At 62.0% G+C, this 18,705-nt stretch carries 16 protein-coding genes; 2 read left to right on the top strand and 14 right to left on the bottom strand.

Annotated features, from left to right (window positions below; translation table 11 throughout):
• Window positions 1–20: 20 nt before the first annotated feature.
• From IF189_RS26060 to IF189_RS26025, 8 genes are all read right to left on the bottom strand, one after another.
• Entirely contained in the window at window positions 21–650 is a 630-nt protein-coding gene (locus tag IF189_RS26060) for a glutathione S-transferase (RefSeq protein WP_085709173.1), read from the bottom strand.
• A 66-nt stretch (window positions 651–716) separates the two neighbouring features.
• Complete coding sequence (locus IF189_RS26055; RefSeq protein WP_085709174.1) at window positions 717–896, bottom strand: hypothetical protein; 180 nt, start codon at window positions 894–896, stop codon at window positions 717–719.
• Window positions 893–2,023, bottom strand: coding sequence for a PepSY-associated TM helix domain-containing protein (locus IF189_RS26050; RefSeq protein WP_134828332.1), 1,131 nt, complete (start codon window positions 2,021–2,023; stop codon window positions 893–895). The genes IF189_RS26055 and IF189_RS26050 overlap by 4 nt, the downstream gene beginning before the upstream one ends.
• A gap of 74 nt (window positions 2,024–2,097) precedes the next feature.
• On the bottom strand, window positions 2,098–4,524 hold the full coding sequence (locus tag IF189_RS26045) for a TonB-dependent siderophore receptor (protein ID WP_134828331.1): 2,427 nt from the start codon (window positions 4,522–4,524) through the stop codon (window positions 2,098–2,100).
• Window positions 4,525–4,687: 163 nt separating this feature from the next.
• Window positions 4,688–5,659 (bottom strand): FecR family protein, encoded by a 972-nt coding sequence (locus IF189_RS26040; RefSeq protein WP_134828330.1) that lies wholly within the window; start codon window positions 5,657–5,659, stop codon window positions 4,688–4,690.
• Entirely contained in the window at window positions 5,656–6,174 is a 519-nt protein-coding gene (locus IF189_RS26035) for an RNA polymerase sigma factor (protein WP_134828329.1), read from the bottom strand. Before IF189_RS26035 ends, IF189_RS26040 begins: the two co-directional genes overlap by 4 nt.
• A gap of 111 nt (window positions 6,175–6,285) precedes the next feature.
• On the bottom strand, window positions 6,286–6,993 hold the full coding sequence (locus IF189_RS26030; RefSeq protein WP_192552458.1) for a PolC-type DNA polymerase III: 708 nt from the start codon (window positions 6,991–6,993) through the stop codon (window positions 6,286–6,288).
• The gene (locus IF189_RS26025) at window positions 6,990–8,930 is read right to left on the bottom strand and encodes a putative nucleotidyltransferase substrate binding domain-containing protein (protein ID WP_134828327.1); all 1,941 of its coding nucleotides are present in this window, start codon (window positions 8,928–8,930) and stop codon (window positions 6,990–6,992) included. Before IF189_RS26025 ends, IF189_RS26030 begins: the two co-directional genes overlap by 4 nt.
• Window positions 8,931–9,184: 254 nt before the next feature.
• Here IF189_RS26025 and IF189_RS26020 point away from each other — a divergent pair, with 254 nt between their 5' ends.
• Window positions 9,185–9,631 (top strand): response regulator, encoded by a 447-nt coding sequence (locus IF189_RS26020; RefSeq protein ID WP_134828326.1) that lies wholly within the window; start codon window positions 9,185–9,187, stop codon window positions 9,629–9,631.
• A gap of 71 nt (window positions 9,632–9,702) precedes the next feature.
• Here the strand turns inward: IF189_RS26020 and IF189_RS26015 are convergent, their stop codons facing one another.
• Complete coding sequence (locus tag IF189_RS26015; RefSeq protein WP_134828325.1) at window positions 9,703–11,880, bottom strand: malate synthase G; 2,178 nt, start codon at window positions 11,878–11,880, stop codon at window positions 9,703–9,705.
• A gap of 476 nt (window positions 11,881–12,356) precedes the next feature.
• Between IF189_RS26015 and IF189_RS26010 the strand changes: the two genes are divergently transcribed.
• A complete protein-coding gene (locus IF189_RS26010) occupies window positions 12,357–12,875 on the top strand; it encodes a glycine cleavage system protein R (RefSeq protein ID WP_011336250.1) in 519 nt (172 codons plus the stop codon).
• 223 nt (window positions 12,876–13,098) lie between these two features.
• On the opposite strand, the gene rarD is transcribed toward IF189_RS26010, so the two are convergent.
• The 5 genes from rarD to IF189_RS25985 all read right to left on the bottom strand — a co-directional run bounded on the left by rarD (window position 13,099) and on the right by IF189_RS25985 (window position 18,682).
• On the bottom strand, window positions 13,099–13,986 hold the full coding sequence (gene rarD, locus IF189_RS26005; protein ID WP_114885944.1) for an EamA family transporter RarD: 888 nt from the start codon (window positions 13,984–13,986) through the stop codon (window positions 13,099–13,101).
• 66 nt (window positions 13,987–14,052) lie between these two features.
• Window positions 14,053–15,027 carry a serine/threonine protein kinase gene (locus tag IF189_RS26000; RefSeq protein ID WP_134828323.1) on the bottom strand — a complete coding sequence of 325 codons (975 nt, stop codon included), beginning with the start codon at window positions 15,025–15,027 and terminating at the stop codon, window positions 14,053–14,055.
• Window positions 15,028–15,143: 116 nt separating this feature from the next.
• Window positions 15,144–17,045 (bottom strand): PhoX family protein, encoded by a 1,902-nt coding sequence (locus tag IF189_RS25995; protein ID WP_134828322.1) that lies wholly within the window; start codon window positions 17,043–17,045, stop codon window positions 15,144–15,146.
• A gap of 72 nt (window positions 17,046–17,117) precedes the next feature.
• Window positions 17,118–17,882 carry a TOBE domain-containing protein gene (locus tag IF189_RS25990; RefSeq protein ID WP_114885938.1) on the bottom strand — a complete coding sequence of 255 codons (765 nt, stop codon included), beginning with the start codon at window positions 17,880–17,882 and terminating at the stop codon, window positions 17,118–17,120.
• Between the two features lie 59 nt (window positions 17,883–17,941).
• Entirely contained in the window at window positions 17,942–18,682 is a 741-nt protein-coding gene (locus IF189_RS25985) for a ComF family protein (protein WP_134828321.1), read from the bottom strand.
• Window positions 18,683–18,705: the final 23 nt, after the last annotated feature.

Below are 18,705 nucleotides of genomic sequence, written 5' to 3'. Positions count from 1 at the left end.
GTTGCCTCCCGCCCGGTGTGTCAAACCTTCGGCATGGTCGCGATCATCGACGGGCGCTGGCTTACTTCGAAGAACCAGTTGGCCAGTTGCGGGTTGGCTTCACGCCAGCCCAGATCCGGGAAGCGCAGATCCAGATAACCCAATGCGCAGGCCACGCTGATCGCGGCAACATCGAAATGGCTGGTCAGTTCGGCAATGGCGTCGTGCTCCAGCAACGCCAGGGTGCGACGGATCTTGTCGCGCTGGGCCTCGAGCCACTCGTCCCAGTGCTTCTCCGGGGCGCGCAGCACTTGCTCGTAACGCACCATCACCGAGGCGTCCATGATTCCGTCGGCCATCGAGGCCAGGGTCAGGCGCCGCCAACGGGCCGAGCCGTCGCGAGGGATCAGCGGGTTGCCGACGTGCTGGTGGTCGAGGTAATCGAGGATCACCCGGCTGTCATGGATGACGTTGCCGTCGGCCAGGCGCAGGGCCGGGATCTTGCCCAGCGGGTTGTCTTCGTTCAGCGCAGCGTTGGGGCTGACCGGTGTCAGGACGCAGTCCTGCAAGGCGACGCGATCCTGCTGGCCGGTCTCGTGCAGCAGCACCATGACTTTGCGCACGAACGGGGACAGGGTGTTGTGGAACAGGGTCATGCTGGGAGCGGACATCGGCAGGGTCTCGGTCAAGGGCAATGAACGGGCAGCATAGCGCGTTGCCCGTCAGGCTCAAGCCAATCAGCGCCGTTGCAACAGACCGCGCAAGGCGAGGGCGGCCGGCACACCCAGGCCGATCCAGCTCAAGCCGTCCCAGATCCCGTCGCCCAGCAGCGCGGCGAACAGCCCCGCCGCACTGAGCAACGCGATCACCAGCGGCGTACTGAAGACTTTCCAGAAATTCGACTGACGCGGTTTCATGCCGAAGCCTCCGCGGTTTCCAGCACCGGTTTCGCTGCCTTGCGTCGTACCACCCAAAGGTACACGCCACTGCCGAGGACGATGATGGTCAGCACGTCCAGCGTGGCCCAGAGGATTTTCATCGGCATGCCGCCGTAGTCGCCAAAGTGCAGCGGCTGTGACATGCCCATGGCGTCCATGTACCACGGCCGCTCAGCGACCGCCGTGACTTGCAGGGTACTGGCGTCGATCAGCACTGGCGTCAGCAAGTGCGAAGTCAGGTGGGTGCCGCCCTTCATGAACACCGAGTAATGGTGCTCGCTGGAAAACCGGGTGCCGGGGAAGGCGATGAAGTCCGGTTTCATCCCCGGTGCGACTTCGCCGGCGATATCCAGCAGGCGGGTGGCCGGGGCGAGGTGAGTCAGTGGCGGCGCATCGCGGTAGGGCGCGATCATGGCGTTGAGCGAATCGTTGCGCCAGGCCGCGATGATCAGATCGGCACAGGCGCTGATCACTCCGGTGACACCCACCACCAGCGCCCAGGTCAGGGTCACCACGCCGATCAGGTTGTGCAGGTCGAGCCAGCGCAGGCGGGTGGACTTGTCTCGGCGCACGGTGCCGAAATCGAGACGACGCATGAACGGCAGGTACAAAACCGTTCCGGAGACGATCGCCACCACGAACAACACGCCCATGAACGCCAGCAGCAACTTGCCCGGCAGGCCGGCAAACATGTCGACGTGCAGGCGCAGGATGAACAGCATCAGGCCGCCATTGGCCGACGGTGTTTCCAGGGCTTCACCGGTGCGCGCATCAAGCATGAAGGTGTGCGAGGAATTCGGTTCGGTGCCGGCGGTCTTCGCCATGATCGTCAGCACGGTGTTCGGCTCGTCGTCTTCGAAACCGAAGTACTGCACGACTTCACCGGGGCGATGGGCCTCGGCGGCTTGTACCAGTTGCGCCAGATTCAGGTGCGGCGTGTCAGCCGGCATCTCGCGCACCACCGGGGCGTCACCGAGCAAGTGCTCGATCTCGTGATGAAAGATCAGCGGCAGGCCGGTCAGGGCCAACAACAGCAAAAACACGGTGCAGATCAGGCTGGTCCAGGTGTGAACGAACGACCAGCGACGGATTGTTTTACTTTTCATTTCATGACCTTCAAAAACACCAAAGCCGTCCACGAGGGACGGCCTGGTTGCAGGGCCTGTTTCAGCTCAAGCAATTACCACTTGTAGGTGGCACTGGCGACGACGCTGCGCTGGTCGCCGTAGTAGCAGTAGAAGCTGTCGCAGGTGGAAATGTAGTCCTTGTCGAACAGGTTGGTGGCGTTGAGGGCCAGCGATGCGCCCTTCAAGCTGTTGTCCAGGCGACCGAGATCGTAATGCACGCTGGCATCGAACACGGTGTAGGCGTCAGCCTTGCCCAGCCAGGTATTGGCCTTGTCGCCGTAGGTGTTGCCGGTGTAGCGCACACCGCCACCGATGCCGAAGCCGTCGAGCACGCCGCTGTGCCAGGTGTAGTCGGTCCACAGCGAGGCTTGCTGGTTCGGCATCAGTTGCAGGCGGTTGCCCTTGTCGACGCCGTTCTGCACTTCGGACTTGGCCAGGGTGTAGGCGGCGATGACTTTCAGGTTTTCGGTGACATCGGAGGTGGCTTCCAGCTCCAGGCCTTTGACTTTCACTTCACCGGTCTGGCTGGTGATCGATACGCCGTTGACGAAGGAGCTTACCGAAACGTTTTTCTGGGTCAGGTCATACACGGCGGCGGACAGCAGGGTCTTGCTGCCGGGTGGCTGGTACTTGATGCCCAGCTCCCACTGCTTGCCTTCGGTCGGCTTGAGCGATTCGGTAGAGGAGGCGTCCGCGCCACTGGTGGGCTGGAAGGATTCGGCGTAGGAAATGTACGGCACGAAACCCGAGTCGAACACGTAGCTCAGTGCCGCGTTGCCGCTGAAGGCCTTGTCGCGGTCGGTGTTGGTCGCGTCGGCCTTGTTGATGAACTTCGTACCGGTGTGCACCCAGTCTTCACGGCCACCGAGGGTCAGGCGCCATTGGTCGAGGGCCATCTGATCCTGCACGTACAGACCGGTCTGGTAGGTCTTCTGGTCGTAGTCGTAGAACGCGGTGGAGCGCGCCGGACGCACGATCGGCTGACCGTAGATCGGGTTGAGCACGTTGGTGGTGAGGCCGTCACCGAAGATCGAGGTGTAGTTGTTGTTGCTGCGCTGGTGATCCAGACCCAGCAGCAGGGTGTGGCGGATGTCGCCGGTGGCAAAGTCGGCCTGGAAGTTGTTGTCCACGGCGAACTGGCTGATGTCCTCATTGACACTGGTGCTGGTGCGGCCGACGTTGCCGGCGTTGTCCACCTGAGTGTACGGGTACGAACCCGGGGTCAGGCTCTGGAACGACAGCTCCGATTTGGTGTAACGCAGGTTCTGCTTGAACTGCCACACATCGTTCAGGCGATGTTCGAAGGCGTAACCCAGCGCGTAATAGGTGCGGTCGTAGTATTCCCAGTCCGGATCGCCGAGGTTCTTGTGATGGGAAACCTTGCCGAACGGCATGTCGATCTTGGTGCCCTGCACCGGCAGGAACTGGCTGGTGATGCCGGTATCGTCGCGGGTGAACTGGGTAAGCAGGGTGAATTTGGTGTCGTCGTCGATGTTCCAGGTCAGGCTCGGCGCGATGTTGTAGCGCTTGTTATCGACGTGATCGACCTGCGTGCCGCTGTCACGAACCACGCCGCTGAGGCCGTAGAGAAACTGGCCGGCGTCGTCGATCTTGCCGGTGCTGGCGAAGTTGATCTGACGGTGGTTGTCGCTGCCGTATTGCAGCTGGATTTCGTTGCTCTGCACGTCGCTTGGGCGGCGGCTGACCATGTCCAGCAGGCCGCCCGGCGGGGTCTGGCCGTAAACCGACGAGGCCGGGCCGCGCAGCAGGGCGAGGCGGTCGAGGTTCCAGGTTTCCTGTTTCGGGTTGGCGTACACGCCTTTTGGCAGCGGCAGGCCGTCGAGGAACTGGGTCGGTTCGAAGCCACGCACGCGCAGCCAGTCGGCGCGGGTGTCGCTGCCATAGCTGCTGGCGGTGATGCCCGGCATGTAGCGCACGGCGTCATCGAGGCTGTGCACGCTGCGGTCGTCCATCTGCTGGCGGGTGGCGACGGAGATAGAGCGCGGCGCTTCGACCAGTGCGGTGTCGGTCTTGGTGCCGGCGGCGGTGCGGGTGGCGGTGTAGCCTTCGACCGGGCCCCAGGCGCTTTCAGTGTTTTCCACACCGATCACCGAAGTCTCCGGCAGGGCCATCACGCCTTCCGGCACGGCGACCAGGGTGTAAGTGCCGGTGCTGCTTTGCTCCAGTTGCAGGCCGGTGCCCCGCAGGGCAGCGCTCAGTGCACCTGCCGCGTCATATTGGCCGTTGACCGGTGCCGAGGTTTTGCCGGCTGCCAGCGACGGATTCAGCGACAGCGTGAGGCCGCCCTGGCTGGCGATCTGGTTCAGGGTGGTGGACAGCGGCGCGGCCGGCAGGTTGTAGGCGCGTACGCTCGACGCCTGTTCAGCGGCGATCAACTGGCTGCTGGCCAGCGGGGTGCAGAGGGCAATGGCGACCGCCAGCAAACTGGGGCGCAACAAGGTGTCTAGCGAACGGGACATACGGCGGCTCCTGAATGGAAATATTTCTCAATTGCCTGTGTGCCGGACGAGATTCGAAAAGTGATAGGGCTGGATGAAAATAATTTCGATTAACGGACGGCATGGCGGCTGAAGTCAGCTGAAAGTCCGTTTTCATGGGGGGGCGAGCAGGTAACGCGGTGTCTCAGGGCTTCGGATCAGCCTTGGCCACGGTGACCCACCACGGCGTGTGCTGCTCGATCTGCACCGGCAGGGTCGGGAGCAGGGCGCTCAACGCTTTGTCGGTATCGTGCAGCGGGAAGCTGCCGGTGATGCGCAGGTCGGCGACTTCCGGCGCAATGCCCAGGTGGCCGCGACGATAGCGGCCAAGCTCATGCACCAGGTCTTCCAGGCGGGCGTTGTCCACCACCAGCATGCCGCGGGTCCAGGCATCGGCGCCGGGGTTGAGCGCCACCACCGCATCCAGACCGTTATTACGGATCAGTACTTGCTGGCCTTCGCGCAGGATCTGTTCCTGCGGATCGGATTGCGGATGCGCCGCGACGGCCGATCGCAACACGCTCAGGCGCGTGCCCTGTTCTTCGCGCTTGACCAGAAACCGCGTACCCAGCGCACGCATGCGGCCTTCGCGGGTTTCGACGATGAACGGTCGCGCATCGCCATGGCCGGTCTCGATGAGGATTTCGCCTTCCTGCAACACCACCAGGCGCTGTTTTTCATCAAACCGCACATCCATGGCGCTGTGGGTGTTGAGATTGACCACAGTGCCATCCGCCAGCCGCACGGTGCGTTGCTCACCAGTGGCGGTGCGCTGGTCGGCGAGCCAGTAGTCCAGCGGCAGATAGTGTTCTGCGGCAAACAGCGACAGGCCGATCACCGCGACAACACTGGCCAGGCCACTGCCGAGCTTGCGTACACGCCGGCGAATGCCTTCGCGCGATTGCAGCAATGCGGCGCGGGCCGGACCGCTGGCCACGCTGAAACGCTGGTCGAGCATGCCCAGCTGGCGCCAGGCGCGAGCGTGTTCTTCGTTGGCCGCGTGCCATTTGGCGAATTCTTCGCGCTCCAGTGGCGTGCTGGAATCGAGGGTCAATTGCCAGGCAATTGCCGCGTCCAGCACATGGGCCGGCACCGGTCTGGAACTGGCGGGGTTCATGTCGGCTCACCGTACAGGGCGATGTAGCACTGGCGGATACCCTGGGCCAGATACTGGCGCACCCGCGGCACCGACACGCCGAGCTTGTCGGCGATCTCGGCATGGGTCAGGCCATCGAGACGGTTATAGAGGAAAGCGGCGCGGGCCTTGGTCGACAACTGGCCGAGCAGGCGGTCGATGGCCTTGAGGTCTTCGAGAATCAGTTGCTGCTCTTCAACCGATGGCTGCTCGCCTTCGGGAATCAGCATCAGTTCGGCGAGATAGGCCTGCTCCAGCGCGGCGCGACGGAAGTAGTCGAACAGCAGGCCTTTGGCGATCGCCACCAGAAAGGCCCGGGGCTCGCGGGGTGTCAGCAGTTGCTCGCGACCGAGCAGGCGCACGAAAGTGTCCTGACTCAGGTCTTCGGCGCGTTGCGGGCAGGCCACGTTGCGCCGCAGCCAGGCCAGCAGCCAGCCGCGATGGTCGCGATACAACGCACCGACGAGCTCACTGTGAGGGCTTTGGGCTGACGACACGAAGACACCGACTGGGAAATGTTAACCAACGAGAATTGTTCGCGATTGTGGCAGAGGTGGGAATGGTTAGCAATTGGCCACCGGTCGGGTTGTCGGGCGACAACCCGGGGTTCAGAACGAATGCGTCTGCTGGCGGCGCTTCCACTGACTCAGGCGTTGTTGCAGATTCAATGGGCTGTGAATCTGTTGCTGTCGTGCCCGGCTGAACAGAATCAGCGCCAGTTCCGCCGTAGCCAGTGCGTCGGCGCTGGCATGATGACGCTCGAACACTTCGAGCTTGAACCAGTTGATCCACTCATCCAGACCCGCTTCGCGGATGTGCGCTTGCGGGCACACCAGTGGCGCAATGTCGGCGACATCCAGAAACACTTGCTGCAATTTGTGCCCCAGGTGTTCTTTCACCGCCCGGCCCAGCATGTGTTGATCGAACGGCGCGTGGAATGCCAGCACCGGACTGTCGCCAATAAACTCCAGCAGTTCGAGCAATGCCTCGGCCGGCTCGCTGCCGGCGGCAATCGCATTTGGCCCCAAGCCATGGATCAACACGCTGGGACCAAGTTTGAGTTCACGACATTGCAACGTGCGTTCGAACTGCTGGCTGAAGTCGATGGCGCCGTCCTCTATCACCACCGCGCCAATCGACAGCACCCGGTCCTTGTTCAGGTTGAGCCCGGTGGTTTCCAGATCCAGCACCACCCAGCGCTGTTCGCGCAGGCTGCACTCGCTCAGTTCGCCGATTGCCGGCAGTTGCGTCAGGCGTTGTCGCAGATCGTCCGGCAGAACGGGACTGGCCGGACGCAGCCACGAGAACAGGCTCATAGCTGATACCGCAGGGTCAGGCTGCTTTGCAGGCGCTGGGCCTGGCGCAGGGATTCACGCAGGATGCGCCGGTCCAGATGATTGAGGCTGTCCGGATCGACCCGGTTGGAGTACGGCAGGTTTTCCCGGGTCTGCAGTTGATGCTGTTGCATCCGTGTCTGCTGGATGAAGTGGTAGGCCTCTTCGTAAGCGGCGCCATCCAGCCGCTCGATGACTTCTTTATCGACCAACTGGCGGAAACGTTCGAGGGTGTTGTTGGCGTCGATGCCGTTGGCCAGTGCCAGCAGGCGTGCGCCATCGACAAACGGGGTCAGGCCCTGGATCTTCAGGTCCAGCGTGGCTTTCTCGCCGTTCTTTTTCGTCAGCACAAATTCACGGAAACGTCCCACTGGCGGACGGTTGCGCAGGGCGTTCTCGGCCATCATGCGCTGGAACAATCGATTGTCGCCTACCTGATCGAGAATCCCCCGGCGCAATTGCTCGCAACCCTGTTCATCGCCCCAGACCACCCGCAGGTCGAAATAGATGCTGGAGCCCAGCAGGTTCTCCGGCGTTGCCTCGCGGATGAACGCGGCAAAGCGCCGGGCCCATTCGGCGCGGGACAAACACAGCTGCGGATTGCCGGCCATGACGTTGCCCTTGCACAGGGTGAAGCCGCATTGCGCCAGGCTGTTATTGATCTGCTGGGCGATGGGCAGCAACTTGCCGCGAATCTCCGCCGCATGGGCCGCATCCCGGGCCTCGAACAGAATGCCGTTGTCCTGATCGGTGTGCAGGGTCTGCTCGCGCCGGCCTTCGCTGCCGAAACACAGCCAACTGAACGGCACACCGGGGTCGCCTTTATCGGCGAGGGTCAGTTCGATCACCCGGCACACGGTGTGATCGTTGAGCAGGGTGATGATGTGAGTGATCTGTGTCGACGATGCACCGTGAGCGAGCATGCGTTCCACCAGTTGGCCGATCTCGCCGCGCAGGGTCACCAGTTGCTCAACCCGCTGGGCGCTGCGGATGGTCCGCGCCAGGTGCACCAGATCGACCCGTTGCAGCGAAAACAGATCCCGTTCGGAAACCACGCCGCACAATCGCTGATCCTTGACCAGGCAGACGTGGGCGATGTGCCGTTCGGTCATGGCGATTGCTGCGTCGAAGGCGCTGTGATCCGGCGACAGATAGAACGGCGAGGGCGTCATGTGGCGTTCGATGGGTTCGTTGAAATCGCCGACACCTTCAGCCACCACATGGCGCAGGTCACGCAGGGTGAAAATCCCCAGCGGCGCCTTGTGTTCATCCACCGCGACGATGCTGCCGACCTGTTGTTCGTGCATCAGCTTCACCGCTTCGCGCAACGGTGTGGTCGGGCTGCAGGTGACTGGATGGCGCATGGCCAATTCGCCGAGGCGGGTGTTCAGCGAATACTGAGTGCCGAGGGTTTCCACGGCTTTCTGCTGGACCTGCTGGTTGACCTGATCGAGCAGGCTGCTGACCCCGCGCAGGGCGAAATCGCGGAAAGTGTTGGAGAGGGCGAACAGCTTGATGAACGCCAGTTTGTTCAGTTGCAGGCAGAAGGTGTCTTCGCCAGCCAGGTGTTCGGTGCGGGTCGCCCGTTCGCCAAGCAGCGCGGCGAGGGGGAAACACTCGCCGGTAGTGATTTCAAACGTGGTTTCGGTGCCGCCCTTGGCCGTGTGCGGACGCTCGCCGACCACCCGACCCTGCTTGACGATGTAGAAGTGTTCAACCGGCCCGTCGGCAGGTTTGATGATGCTCTCGCCCTGACCGTAGAAACGCAGCTGACATTGCTCCACCAGATAGGCGAGGTGGGCGTGTTCCATCTGATTGAAAGGGGGGAAGCGCTGGAGGAATTGCAATGTGCCCTGAATGTTCTGCAACACCGCGGTTTTCCCTGCCTGGGTGAAGGCGTCCGCTTTACTCATAACCATTACCGCAGTCTTTTTCGAATTGTTGTTATTGGATCGTTGCAGCCATGGTCGACCCCGGCGCGCAGGGTGCCCATTGGACGTAAGTCTAGGTTTGGCATGCCGTTGGGTAGTTTTCGGATATGCCCTACACAAACAGTCGGAAATTCTCGGGTTCGCCCCTTGGAAAAAAATCCGACGAAGTGCACATTGAAGCTCTGCCCAGCGATGTCTGACCACTGTGCCAGGGGATCGATTTTGAAAACGTAGAGAACGCCATGTCCGACCACGATATTTTGAGCGACGCCGAGCGGGAAGCGCTCAGCGCCGTCATGCTGGAACCCGACCTGCCGCCGCAGCGGGTGCTGATCGTTGATGACGACAAGGACGCCCGCGAGCTGCTGTCGGAGATCCTGGCACTGGACGGCATTCGTTGCATGACGGCGGCCAGTGGCGAATCCGCTCTGAAGATGATCGAGGAAAAACCGTCAATCGGCCTGGTGATTACCGATCTGCGGATGGGCCATGTCGACGGGCTGGACCTGATTCGTCAGGTGCGAGAGTCGGCGAGGGCGGCGATGCCGATCATCATTGTCTCGGGCGATGCCGACGTGAAGGATGCGATTGCGGCGATGCATTTGAGCGTGGTGGACTTTCTGCTCAAGCCGATTGATACGGCAAAGTTGCTGGGGTTGGTCAAACATGAGCTCGGCATAGAGCCTTAGCTGTTCCGGCACAAACAAAAAAAGCCCTGATCGAAAGATCAGGGCTTTTTCATGTCCGGCATTCGCGCAGGTTACAGGCCGTTGGCAGCCTTGAACTCGCGACGACGACGGTGCAGGACCGGCTCGGTGTAGCCGTTCGGCTGCTTGGTGCCTTCGATCACCAGTTCGACTGCCGCCTGGAAAGCGATGTTGCTGTCGAAGTTCGGTGCCAGCGGACGGTACAGCGGGTCGTTGGCGTTCTGACGGTCAACCACCGGCGCCATGCGCTTGAGGCTTTCCATCACTTGCGCTTCGGTCACGATGCCGTGGCGCAGCCAGTTGGCGATGTGCTGGCTGGAAATACGCAGCGTTGCACGGTCTTCCATCAGGCCGACGTCGTTGATGTCCGGCACTTTCGAGCAACCCACGCCCTGGTCGATCCAGCGCACCACGTAACCGAGAATGCCCTGGGCGTTGTTGTCCAGTTCGTTCTTGATCTGTTCAGGCGTCCAGTTCGGGTTGACCGCCAGCGGGATGGTCAGGATGTCATCGACCGAAGCACGGGCACGTTTGGCCAGCTCGGCCTGACGGGCGAAGACGTCGACCTTGTGGTAGTGCAGCGCGTGCAGTGCAGCGGCGGTCGGCGATGGCACCCAGGCGGTATTGGCACCAGCCATCGGGTGAGCGATTTTCTGTTCGAGCATCGCTGCCATCAGGTCGGGCATCGCCCACATGCCTTTACCGATTTGCGCACGACCTTGCAGGCCGGTGCTCAGGCCGATATCGACGTTCCAGTTCTCGTAGGCGCCGATCCACTTCTCGGCCTTCATGTCAGCCTTGCGCACCATCGGGCCGGCTTCCATGGAGGTGTGGATTTCGTCGCCGGTGCGGTCGAGGAAACCGGTGTTGATGAACACCACGCGCTCGCTGGCCGCCTGGATGCAGGCCTTGAGGTTGACCGTGGTGCGGCGCTCCTCGTCCATGATCCCGACTTTCAGGGTGTTGCGCTTGAGGCCCAGCACGTCTTCGATGCGACCGAACAGCTCGTTGGTGAACGCCGCTTCTTCCGGGCCGTGCATCTTCGGTTTGACGATGTAGACCGAACCGGTGCGGGTGTTCTTGCGCGAGGTGTTGCCGCTCAGGTTGTGCATCGCCGCCAGGCAAGTCACCAGACCGTCGAGGATGCCTTCCGGCACTTCGTTGCCGTGCTTGTCGAGGATCGCGTCGATGGTCATCAGGTGACCGACGTTACGCACGAACAGCAGCGAGCGGCCGTGCAGGGTCAGTTCGCTGCCGTCGACCTTGGTGTAGGTGCGATCCGGGTTCATGGTGCGGGTGAAGGTCTGGCCGCCCTTGGAAACGGATTCCGCCAGGTCGCCTTTCATCAGGCCCAGCCAGTTGCGGTAGATCACCACTTTGTCGTCGGCATCGACGGCGGCCACGGAGTCTTCGCAGTCCATGATGGTGGTCAGCGCCGCTTCCATCAGGATGTCTTTGACGCCGGCGGCGTCGGTCTGGCCGACCGGGGTGCTGGCGTCGATCTGGATTTCGAAATGCAGGCCGTTGTTCTTCAGCAGGATCGCGATCGGAGCCGACGCATCGCCCTGGAAGCCGATCAGTTGCGCGTCGTTGCGCAGGCCGCTGTTGCTGCCGCCCTTGAGGGTGACGACCAGTTTGCCGTCAGCGATCTTGTAACCGGTGGAATCGACGTGGGAGCCGGCGGCCAGTGGCGCCGCTTCGTCGAGGAACGCACGGGCGAAGGCGATGACTTTGTCGCCACGCACCTTGTTGTAGCCTTTGCCTTTTTCCGCGCCGCCGGCTTCGCTGATGGCGTCGGTACCATACAGGGCGTCGTACAGCGAACCCCAGCGGGCGTTCGAGGCGTTGAGGGCGAAGCGGGCGTTCATCACCGGAACCACGAGTTGCGGGCCGGCGGTACGGGCGATTTCGTCATCGACGTTTTGCGTCGTTGCCTGGAAATCAGCCGCTTCTGGCAGCAGATAACCGATCTCTTGCAGGAAGGCTTTGTAGGCCACGGCGTCGTGCGGCTGACCGGCACGGGTCTGGTGCCAGCCATCGATACGGGCCTGGAAGTCATCGCGTTTGGCGAGTAGGGCTTTGTTCTTCGGCGCCAGGTCGTGAATGACCTTGTCGGCACCTTCCCAGAATTTTTCGGCGGTGAGGCCGGTACCGGGAATGGCTTCGTTGTTCACGAAGTCGAACAGGACTTTGGCGACCTGCAGGCCACCGACTTGAACGTGTTCAGTCATTGCTTGCCTCACTCTGCTCAGCTATTTCGCTTTTCAGCTCTTCAATTTAACAATGAAGCCTCTGGCCATTTAAACCACAAACCCCTCGACCAGTACATGCCATCGCTGGCGGCTGGGCTGGGACCAATCAACGGCTTGGGGGCCTTGCTGACGGGGCTTTCAGGGTTGCGAACGTGCCTTGGGCAGACATCGATCCAACGTTATGTAGTGCGCGCTGCGGCATACTACATGATGACTTGCGGTTGTGAAAATCAGACTAATTACGTCGTTCTGCGACCCCATGACGCATTGCGGTCACGGCGCGGAACGGGATGTTCTCAAAAAACCAATGGATTGTTCCAGCTAAATATCAAAAGTTGTACACATAAATACTATGTGTCTGCTATGGCCCCTCGTTTGCCGTCATCACGGCAGTGCCAGCCGGCTTGCCTATACTTGCTTTTCTATAACAAAAGTCATGACAAGAGGGCTGCGCCATGGATCACCTCGTACTCACCGTCTTCGCGCCGGACAAGCCCGGGCAGGTCGAGCGCATCGCCCAATGCATCGCCGAGCACGGCGGCAACTGGCTGGAAAGCCGCATGTCGCGAATGGCCGGGCAGTTCGCCGGGATTCTGCGAGTCGGTGTACCAGCGGAGGCTTACGACGAATTAGTCGATGCCTTACAAGCGCTGTCGGCGCAGGGCATCCGCGTGCTGGTGGCCGAAAGCGGCATCGAGCAGGCCTGCACCTGGAAGCCGATTGCCATGGAGCTGGTGGGGAATGATCGTCCGGGCATCGTGCGTGACATCACCCGATTGTTGAGTGAGCAGGGCGTCAACCTCGAACGACTGGTGACCGAGGTGCGCCCGGCGCCGATGAGCAGTGAGCCGCTGTTCCACGCCGAGGCGATTCTGGCGGTGCCACTGACCCTGTCGCTGGATGTGCTGCAATCGCGCCTGGAAACCCTGGCCGATGACTTGATGGTGGAATTGGTGCTGCGCACCGACCTGTGAGGACGGATCGGGTTATCCAGTTTAAACGTGCACCTGCCTGTGGATAACCTGTAGAGACTGCCTTCCAGGCCACGTCCGCCGTGGCTTTGCATGGGTTGATCAAAAAACCGCCAGCATTCAGTGACTTGCGCACAAACGGCGGGGATCACGCTGTGGATAACCTTGGGAAGGAACGGTACAGGCCACGAGAACCGTGGCCTGTGGAGGATTGTGCGTTTTTTGATCAGCTGCGCCGACGCAGACTTATCCACGCATCGACGCTGTATACCGCCAGACCGGCCCAGATAAACATGAAGGCGATCAGTGTGCTGGACGACAAATGCTCGCCAAACAGCAGCACCGCTTGCAGCAGCACCAGGGTCGGCGCCAGGTATTGCAGGAAGCCGAGGGTGGTGTATGGCAGATGCCGGGCGGCGGCGTTGAAGCACACCAGCGGCACCAGCGTCACCGGACCGGCCGCCACCAGCCACCAGGCTTCTGAAGTAGTCCAGAACGCGGCCTGTGCGCTGGTGGCGGTCGGATTGAACAGCAGCCACGCGAGGGCGATCGGCACCAGCATCCAGGTTTCCACCACCAGCCCCGGCAGTGCCTTGACCGGCGCCTGCTTGCGGATCAGCCCGTAGAAGCCGAAGGTCAGTGCCAGCACCAGCGATACCCACGGCAGACTGCCAACCTGCCATACCTGTTGAGCCACCCCGACCGCTGCCAGACCGACCGCCAGCCACTGCATGCGGCGCAGGCGTTCGCCGAGGATCAGCATGCCCAGCAGCACGTTCACCAGCGGGTTGATGTAGTAACCGAGGCTTGCTTCCAGCATCCGGCCGTTGTTCACCGACCAGACGTAAGTCAGCCAGTTGGCTGCGATCAAGGTGCCGCTCAGCGCCAGAATCGCCAGGCGTTTCGGGTTGTCGCGCAGCTCCTGCCACCAGCCCGGATGCTTCCAGACCAGCAACAACAGCCCGCCGAACAGCGCCGACCACAGCACCCGGTGGATGATGATTTCCACCGCCGGGACTTCGGCGATGGCTTTGAAGTAGAGCGGGAACAGTCCCCAGATGATGTAGGCACTCAGGCCCAGAATGTACCCGCGACGCGGGTTGGCGGCTTGCATGCAGAGTCCTTGCTTAGGCAGCTAACAAAGCAGCGATTGTACGGGCAGTTGTATAGACGTGTCGTGTCAGAAAAGCTTCAGCGGCTCTTCATTCAACGCCGCCAGTTGCTCACGCAACGCCAGCACCTGATCGCCCCAATACCGCTCACTGCCGAACCACGGAAAGCTGCGAGGGAATGCCGGATCGTCCCAGCGTCGGGCCAGCCAGGCGCTGTAGTGCATCAGACGCAGGGCGCGCAGCGGTTCGATCAGTGCCAGCTCGCGCGGGTCGAAATCGTGGAATTCGTTGTAGCCATCCATCAATTCCGACAGCTGCCCGAGACAATCCTGGCGATCGCCGGCGAGCATCATCCAGATGTCCTGCACCGCCGGGCCCATGCGGCAGTCGTCGAGGTCGACGATGTGGAACATCTCGTCGCGGCACATCATGTTGCCGGGGTGGCAGTCGCCGTGCATGCGAATGTTCTGGTGCGGCGTGGCGGCATAGACATCTTCCACACGCTTGAGCAGGTCGCGGGCGACGGACTCGTAGGCCGGCAGCAGGCTTTTCGGAATGAAGTTGCCTTCCAGCAAAGTGGTCAGCGACGCATGGCCGAAGTTCTGCACGGCCAGCGCTTCGCGGTGTTCGAACGGTTTGGTTTCGCCGACCGCGTGCATGCGCCCGAGTAACTGGCCGAGGCGATACAACTGATCGAGATTGCCCGGCTCCGGCGCCCGGCCACCTCGACGGGGAAACAGGGTGAAACGGAAACCGGCGTGTTCGTGCAGGGTCTGGCCGTTGTGGACCAGTGGCGCCACCACCGGGATCTCGACGTCGGCCAGTTCGAAGGTGAACTGGTGTTCTTCGAGAATCGCTTCGTTGGTCCAGCGCTGCGGGCGATAGAACTTGGCGATCAGCGGCTCGGAGTCTTCGATGCCGACCTGATAGACGCGGTTTTCGTAACTGTTGAGCGCCAGAATGCGCGCGTCGCTCAGGAAGCCGATGCTTTCGACGGCATCGAGCACGAGGTCTGGGGTGAGGGTTTCAAACGGGTGGGCCATGCTGACTCCTGCGCGCGGCAGGCTGCCACGTCCGGCCCAGCATGGTAGCGCAGACGGGCTGTCTTGAGTGGGATCGTTCCCGTGCAGGGCACGGAAACGATCAGAGCGTTGCGGCATCAGGCGCCGACGATCCCGCCATCCTCACGGGTAATCGCCATCACCGAAGAGCGCGGCTTGCCGTTTGGCAAATGTTCGGGGAAGGTCGAACCGCCGTTCTCGCCCGGATGCTGAATCCCGACAAACAGGGTTTTCTGGTCCGGCGAGAAGCTGATCCCGGTGACTTCGCAACCGATCGGCCCGACCATGAACCGGCGAATCTCGCCCGTCTTCGGATCGGCGCAGAGCATTTGGTTGTTGCCCATCCCGGCAAAGTCCCCGGCGTTGCTCGAATCACCGTCGGTGAGAATCCACAGTCGGCCAGCCTTGTCGAAACCGAGGCCGTCCGGGCTGTTGAACATGTTCTGCGGGGTGATGTTCGACGAGCCTCCCTTCGGCGTCCCGGCGTGTACGCTCGGGTTGCCGGCCACCACGAACAGATCCCAGGCGAAGGTCTTGGAACCGTGATCGTCGCGGTCGGTGCGCCAGCGCAGGATCTGCCCGTAGACGTTTTTCTCGCGAGGGTTTGGGCCGCCCACCGGTTGGCCGTCTTCGCCGCGCTTGGCGTTGTTGGTCAGGGTGCAATAAACCTGGCCGTCTTTCGGGCTGACCACGATCCACTCCGGGCGGTCCATGCGCGTGGCGCCGACCACACTGGCGGCGAGTCGCGCATGAATCAGCACTTCCGCCTGATCGGCAAAACCGCTGCTGGCGTCGATGCCGTTCTTGCCGTGGGTCAGTTCGATCCACTGGCCCTGGCCTTTCGGGTGGTCGGGGTTGCCGTCGCCAGCGTCGAACTTCGCCACGTACAGGGTGCCGTGATCGAGGATGTCGCGGTTGGCTTTCATGTTGCGGTGGTTGATGCGATCGCGGCTGATGAACTTGTAGATGAACTCGCCGCGTTCGTCGTCGCCCATGTACACCACGGCGCGACCGTCGTCGGTCTCGGCCAGGGCGGCGTTTTCATGTTTGAAGCGACCGAGGGCGGTGCGTTTGACCGGGGTCGATTGCGGGTCGAACGGGTCGATTTCCACTACCCAGCCGTGACGGTTGAGCTCGTTCGGGTTCTTCGCCATGTCGAAGCGCGGATCGAACGGATGCCAGTTGATCTCGCGGCTGGCGGCTGTCACGCCGTAGCGTTTCTGCGCCGGGTCGAATTGCTGTTGGGCGTTGCTGCTGCCGAAGCAGTCGGTGAAGTTCTCTTCGCAGGTCAGGTAAGTGCCCCACGGGGTCTTACCGTTGGCGCAGTTCTGGAAGGTGCCGAGGACTTTCTTGCCGTGCTTGTCGGCGCTGGTTTTCATCAGCTCATGGCCGGCCGCCGGACCGCTGATGCGCAGCGGCGAGTTGCCGTGGATGCGGCGGTTGTAGCGCGAGCCCTGGACGAACTGCCACTGGCCGTTTTTGCGCGCCACTTCGATCACCGACACACCTTCGCAGGCCAGGGCCTTGCGCACGTCTTCCGCCGACTGCGGCAGGCCGCCGTGGGGGTAGAGGTAGCGGTAGTTGGTGTATTCGTTGTTGATCGCCATCAGCGCGCGATTCTTGTCGTCCGGGAAGGCGAACAGGCTCATGCCGTCGTTGTTGTCACCGAACTGCACTTCCTGTGCAGCCGCGGTGCCGTTGCCGCTCGGGTCGAAGGCCGGGCCGTTCTTGTGCAGGGGCTGGCCCCAGCTGATCAGCACCGACGACTTGTAGCCCTTGGGCAGGCTGATGACGTCGGTGGTGGCGGCCGGAATGCTGTCGAAGCCCAGCAGGCGGCTGTTGCCGGCGCTGATACCGGTGGCCAGCGCGCTACGGCTCAACAGGCTGCCACCGAGGAACATCGCCGCGCCGCACAGTGCGCCGGCACCGATGAAACCGCGACGGCTCATGCCGACCATTTTTTCCAGGTCAGTGGATTGGTTTTCTTCTAATAGGCTCACATCAGGCTCCCTGCTTGGTTTTGGCAGCCACCTTAATGAGAGGCGATGAAGCTTTTGTTGCAGGGAACCGGGCTAGAGCGGTGTGCCGATCAGCACATTGGACGGCGAGAACTGCACTTGTACCGGCTGGTCGACGGTCAGTTTGTGGGTGCGCAGGTGCAGCGGCTCAGCCAGGGCGCAGAGTGTCTGGCCATTGGGCAGGGCGATGCGCACTTCGCTGGGGCCGTCCTCGGCGTCGAGAATCGCTTCGAGGGTGCCTTCGAGAAGATTGTGACCAGATGTTGCAGCTTGCCCGTTGCCCAGCAATTCAAGCCAGCCAGCCTTGATCAATGCCACCACTTCGGTACCCGGTTGCAGCTCCAGATGCACGGTGCTGTCGTGGGTGATCTGCGCATCGATGCACAGGCCCTCGGCCAGTTCGAGGCGGATCAGGTCATTGCGGCCCTGATGCTCGATGCTGACGACCTTGCCGTGCAACTGGTTGCGGGCGCTGGTCCGGAGCATCAGGCGACCCAGCAGATCCAGATCGCTGGCGTCTTCAGCGGCTTCCAGCACCTGCGCCTGCAAGGCTTGCAGCTTCTGATAAAGACGCAGCACCCGTTCGCCTTCGCTGGACAGTTTCGCGCCACCGCCGCCCTTGCCGCCGACAGCCCGTTCGACCAAGGGTTTTTGCGCCAGATTGTTCAGCTCATCGATGGCATCCCACGCCGCTTTGTAACTCAGGCCCGCGCTTTTCGCGGCGCGGGTGATCGAGCCCTGTTCGGCGATGTGTTGCAGCAGGGCGATGCGCTGCGGGCGACGGACGATGTGCTGGGACAACAGGGAAGGCAAGGACATGTCGGGGTGCTTTGTGCTGGGTTGATGGAGGAGGAAGTTGGCCGCTTGGCGCGTGTGAGTCAAGCCGCGTCGCCAGGTTTCGGTGTGCGGGCCAGGCAGTAGACGTCGACCCGCGTGGCGCCCGAGTCCATCAACAGCCGAGCCAGTGCCTGGGCGGTGGCACCGGTGGTCAACACATCATCGACCAAGGCCAGATGCCGACCTTGTACATGAGCGTCCGGCAAAAGATCAAAGGCGTTGCGCAGATTGCGTTTGCGCGCCTTGGCATCGAGTGCCTGCTGGGCGCTGGTGTCCTGAATACGGCGCAGGACATGTTCTTCGCAGGGCAGATCCAGTTGCTTGCCGAGCCACCGCGCCAGCATGGCTGCCTGATTGAATCCGCGCTGCTGCAGGCGCTTGTTCGCCAATGGCACTGGCAGCAGGGCGTCCGGGCGTGGCAGACCCTCGTCGAAGCGATGTTGTAGGAATTGCCCGAGAACCTCGCCCAAAAGGCGGCCAAACGGCCATTTGGCGTTGTGCTTGAAACGGGTGATCAGGCTGTCCACCGGGAAGCCATAGGACCAGGGTGCTACCACCTGCTCGAAGGTGGGTGGATCTTTCAGGCAGCCGCCGCATGACAGGCCCGCTGCGGGCAGGGGCAATGCGCAGGTCATGCATTGATCGCCAAGCCAGGGCAGGTCGGTTTCACAGGCTACGCAGAGCGGCGTTTCAGTTTCCGACGACTCATCGCAAATCAAACAGGGTTGGTTATTATTTAACCAGATGTAAACCGGTCTATCTTGATGTGGTTGACAGTGCATGTCTCTTCCTTAAATATGCCGAA

The organism is Pseudomonas sp. IzPS59 (assembly GCF_014863505.1).
Lineage (GTDB): Bacteria > Pseudomonadota > Gammaproteobacteria > Pseudomonadales > Pseudomonadaceae > Aquipseudomonas > Aquipseudomonas kribbensis.
Note: the sequence above shows the minus strand (reverse complement) of the source record. Positions and strands in the feature narration are given on the sequence as shown.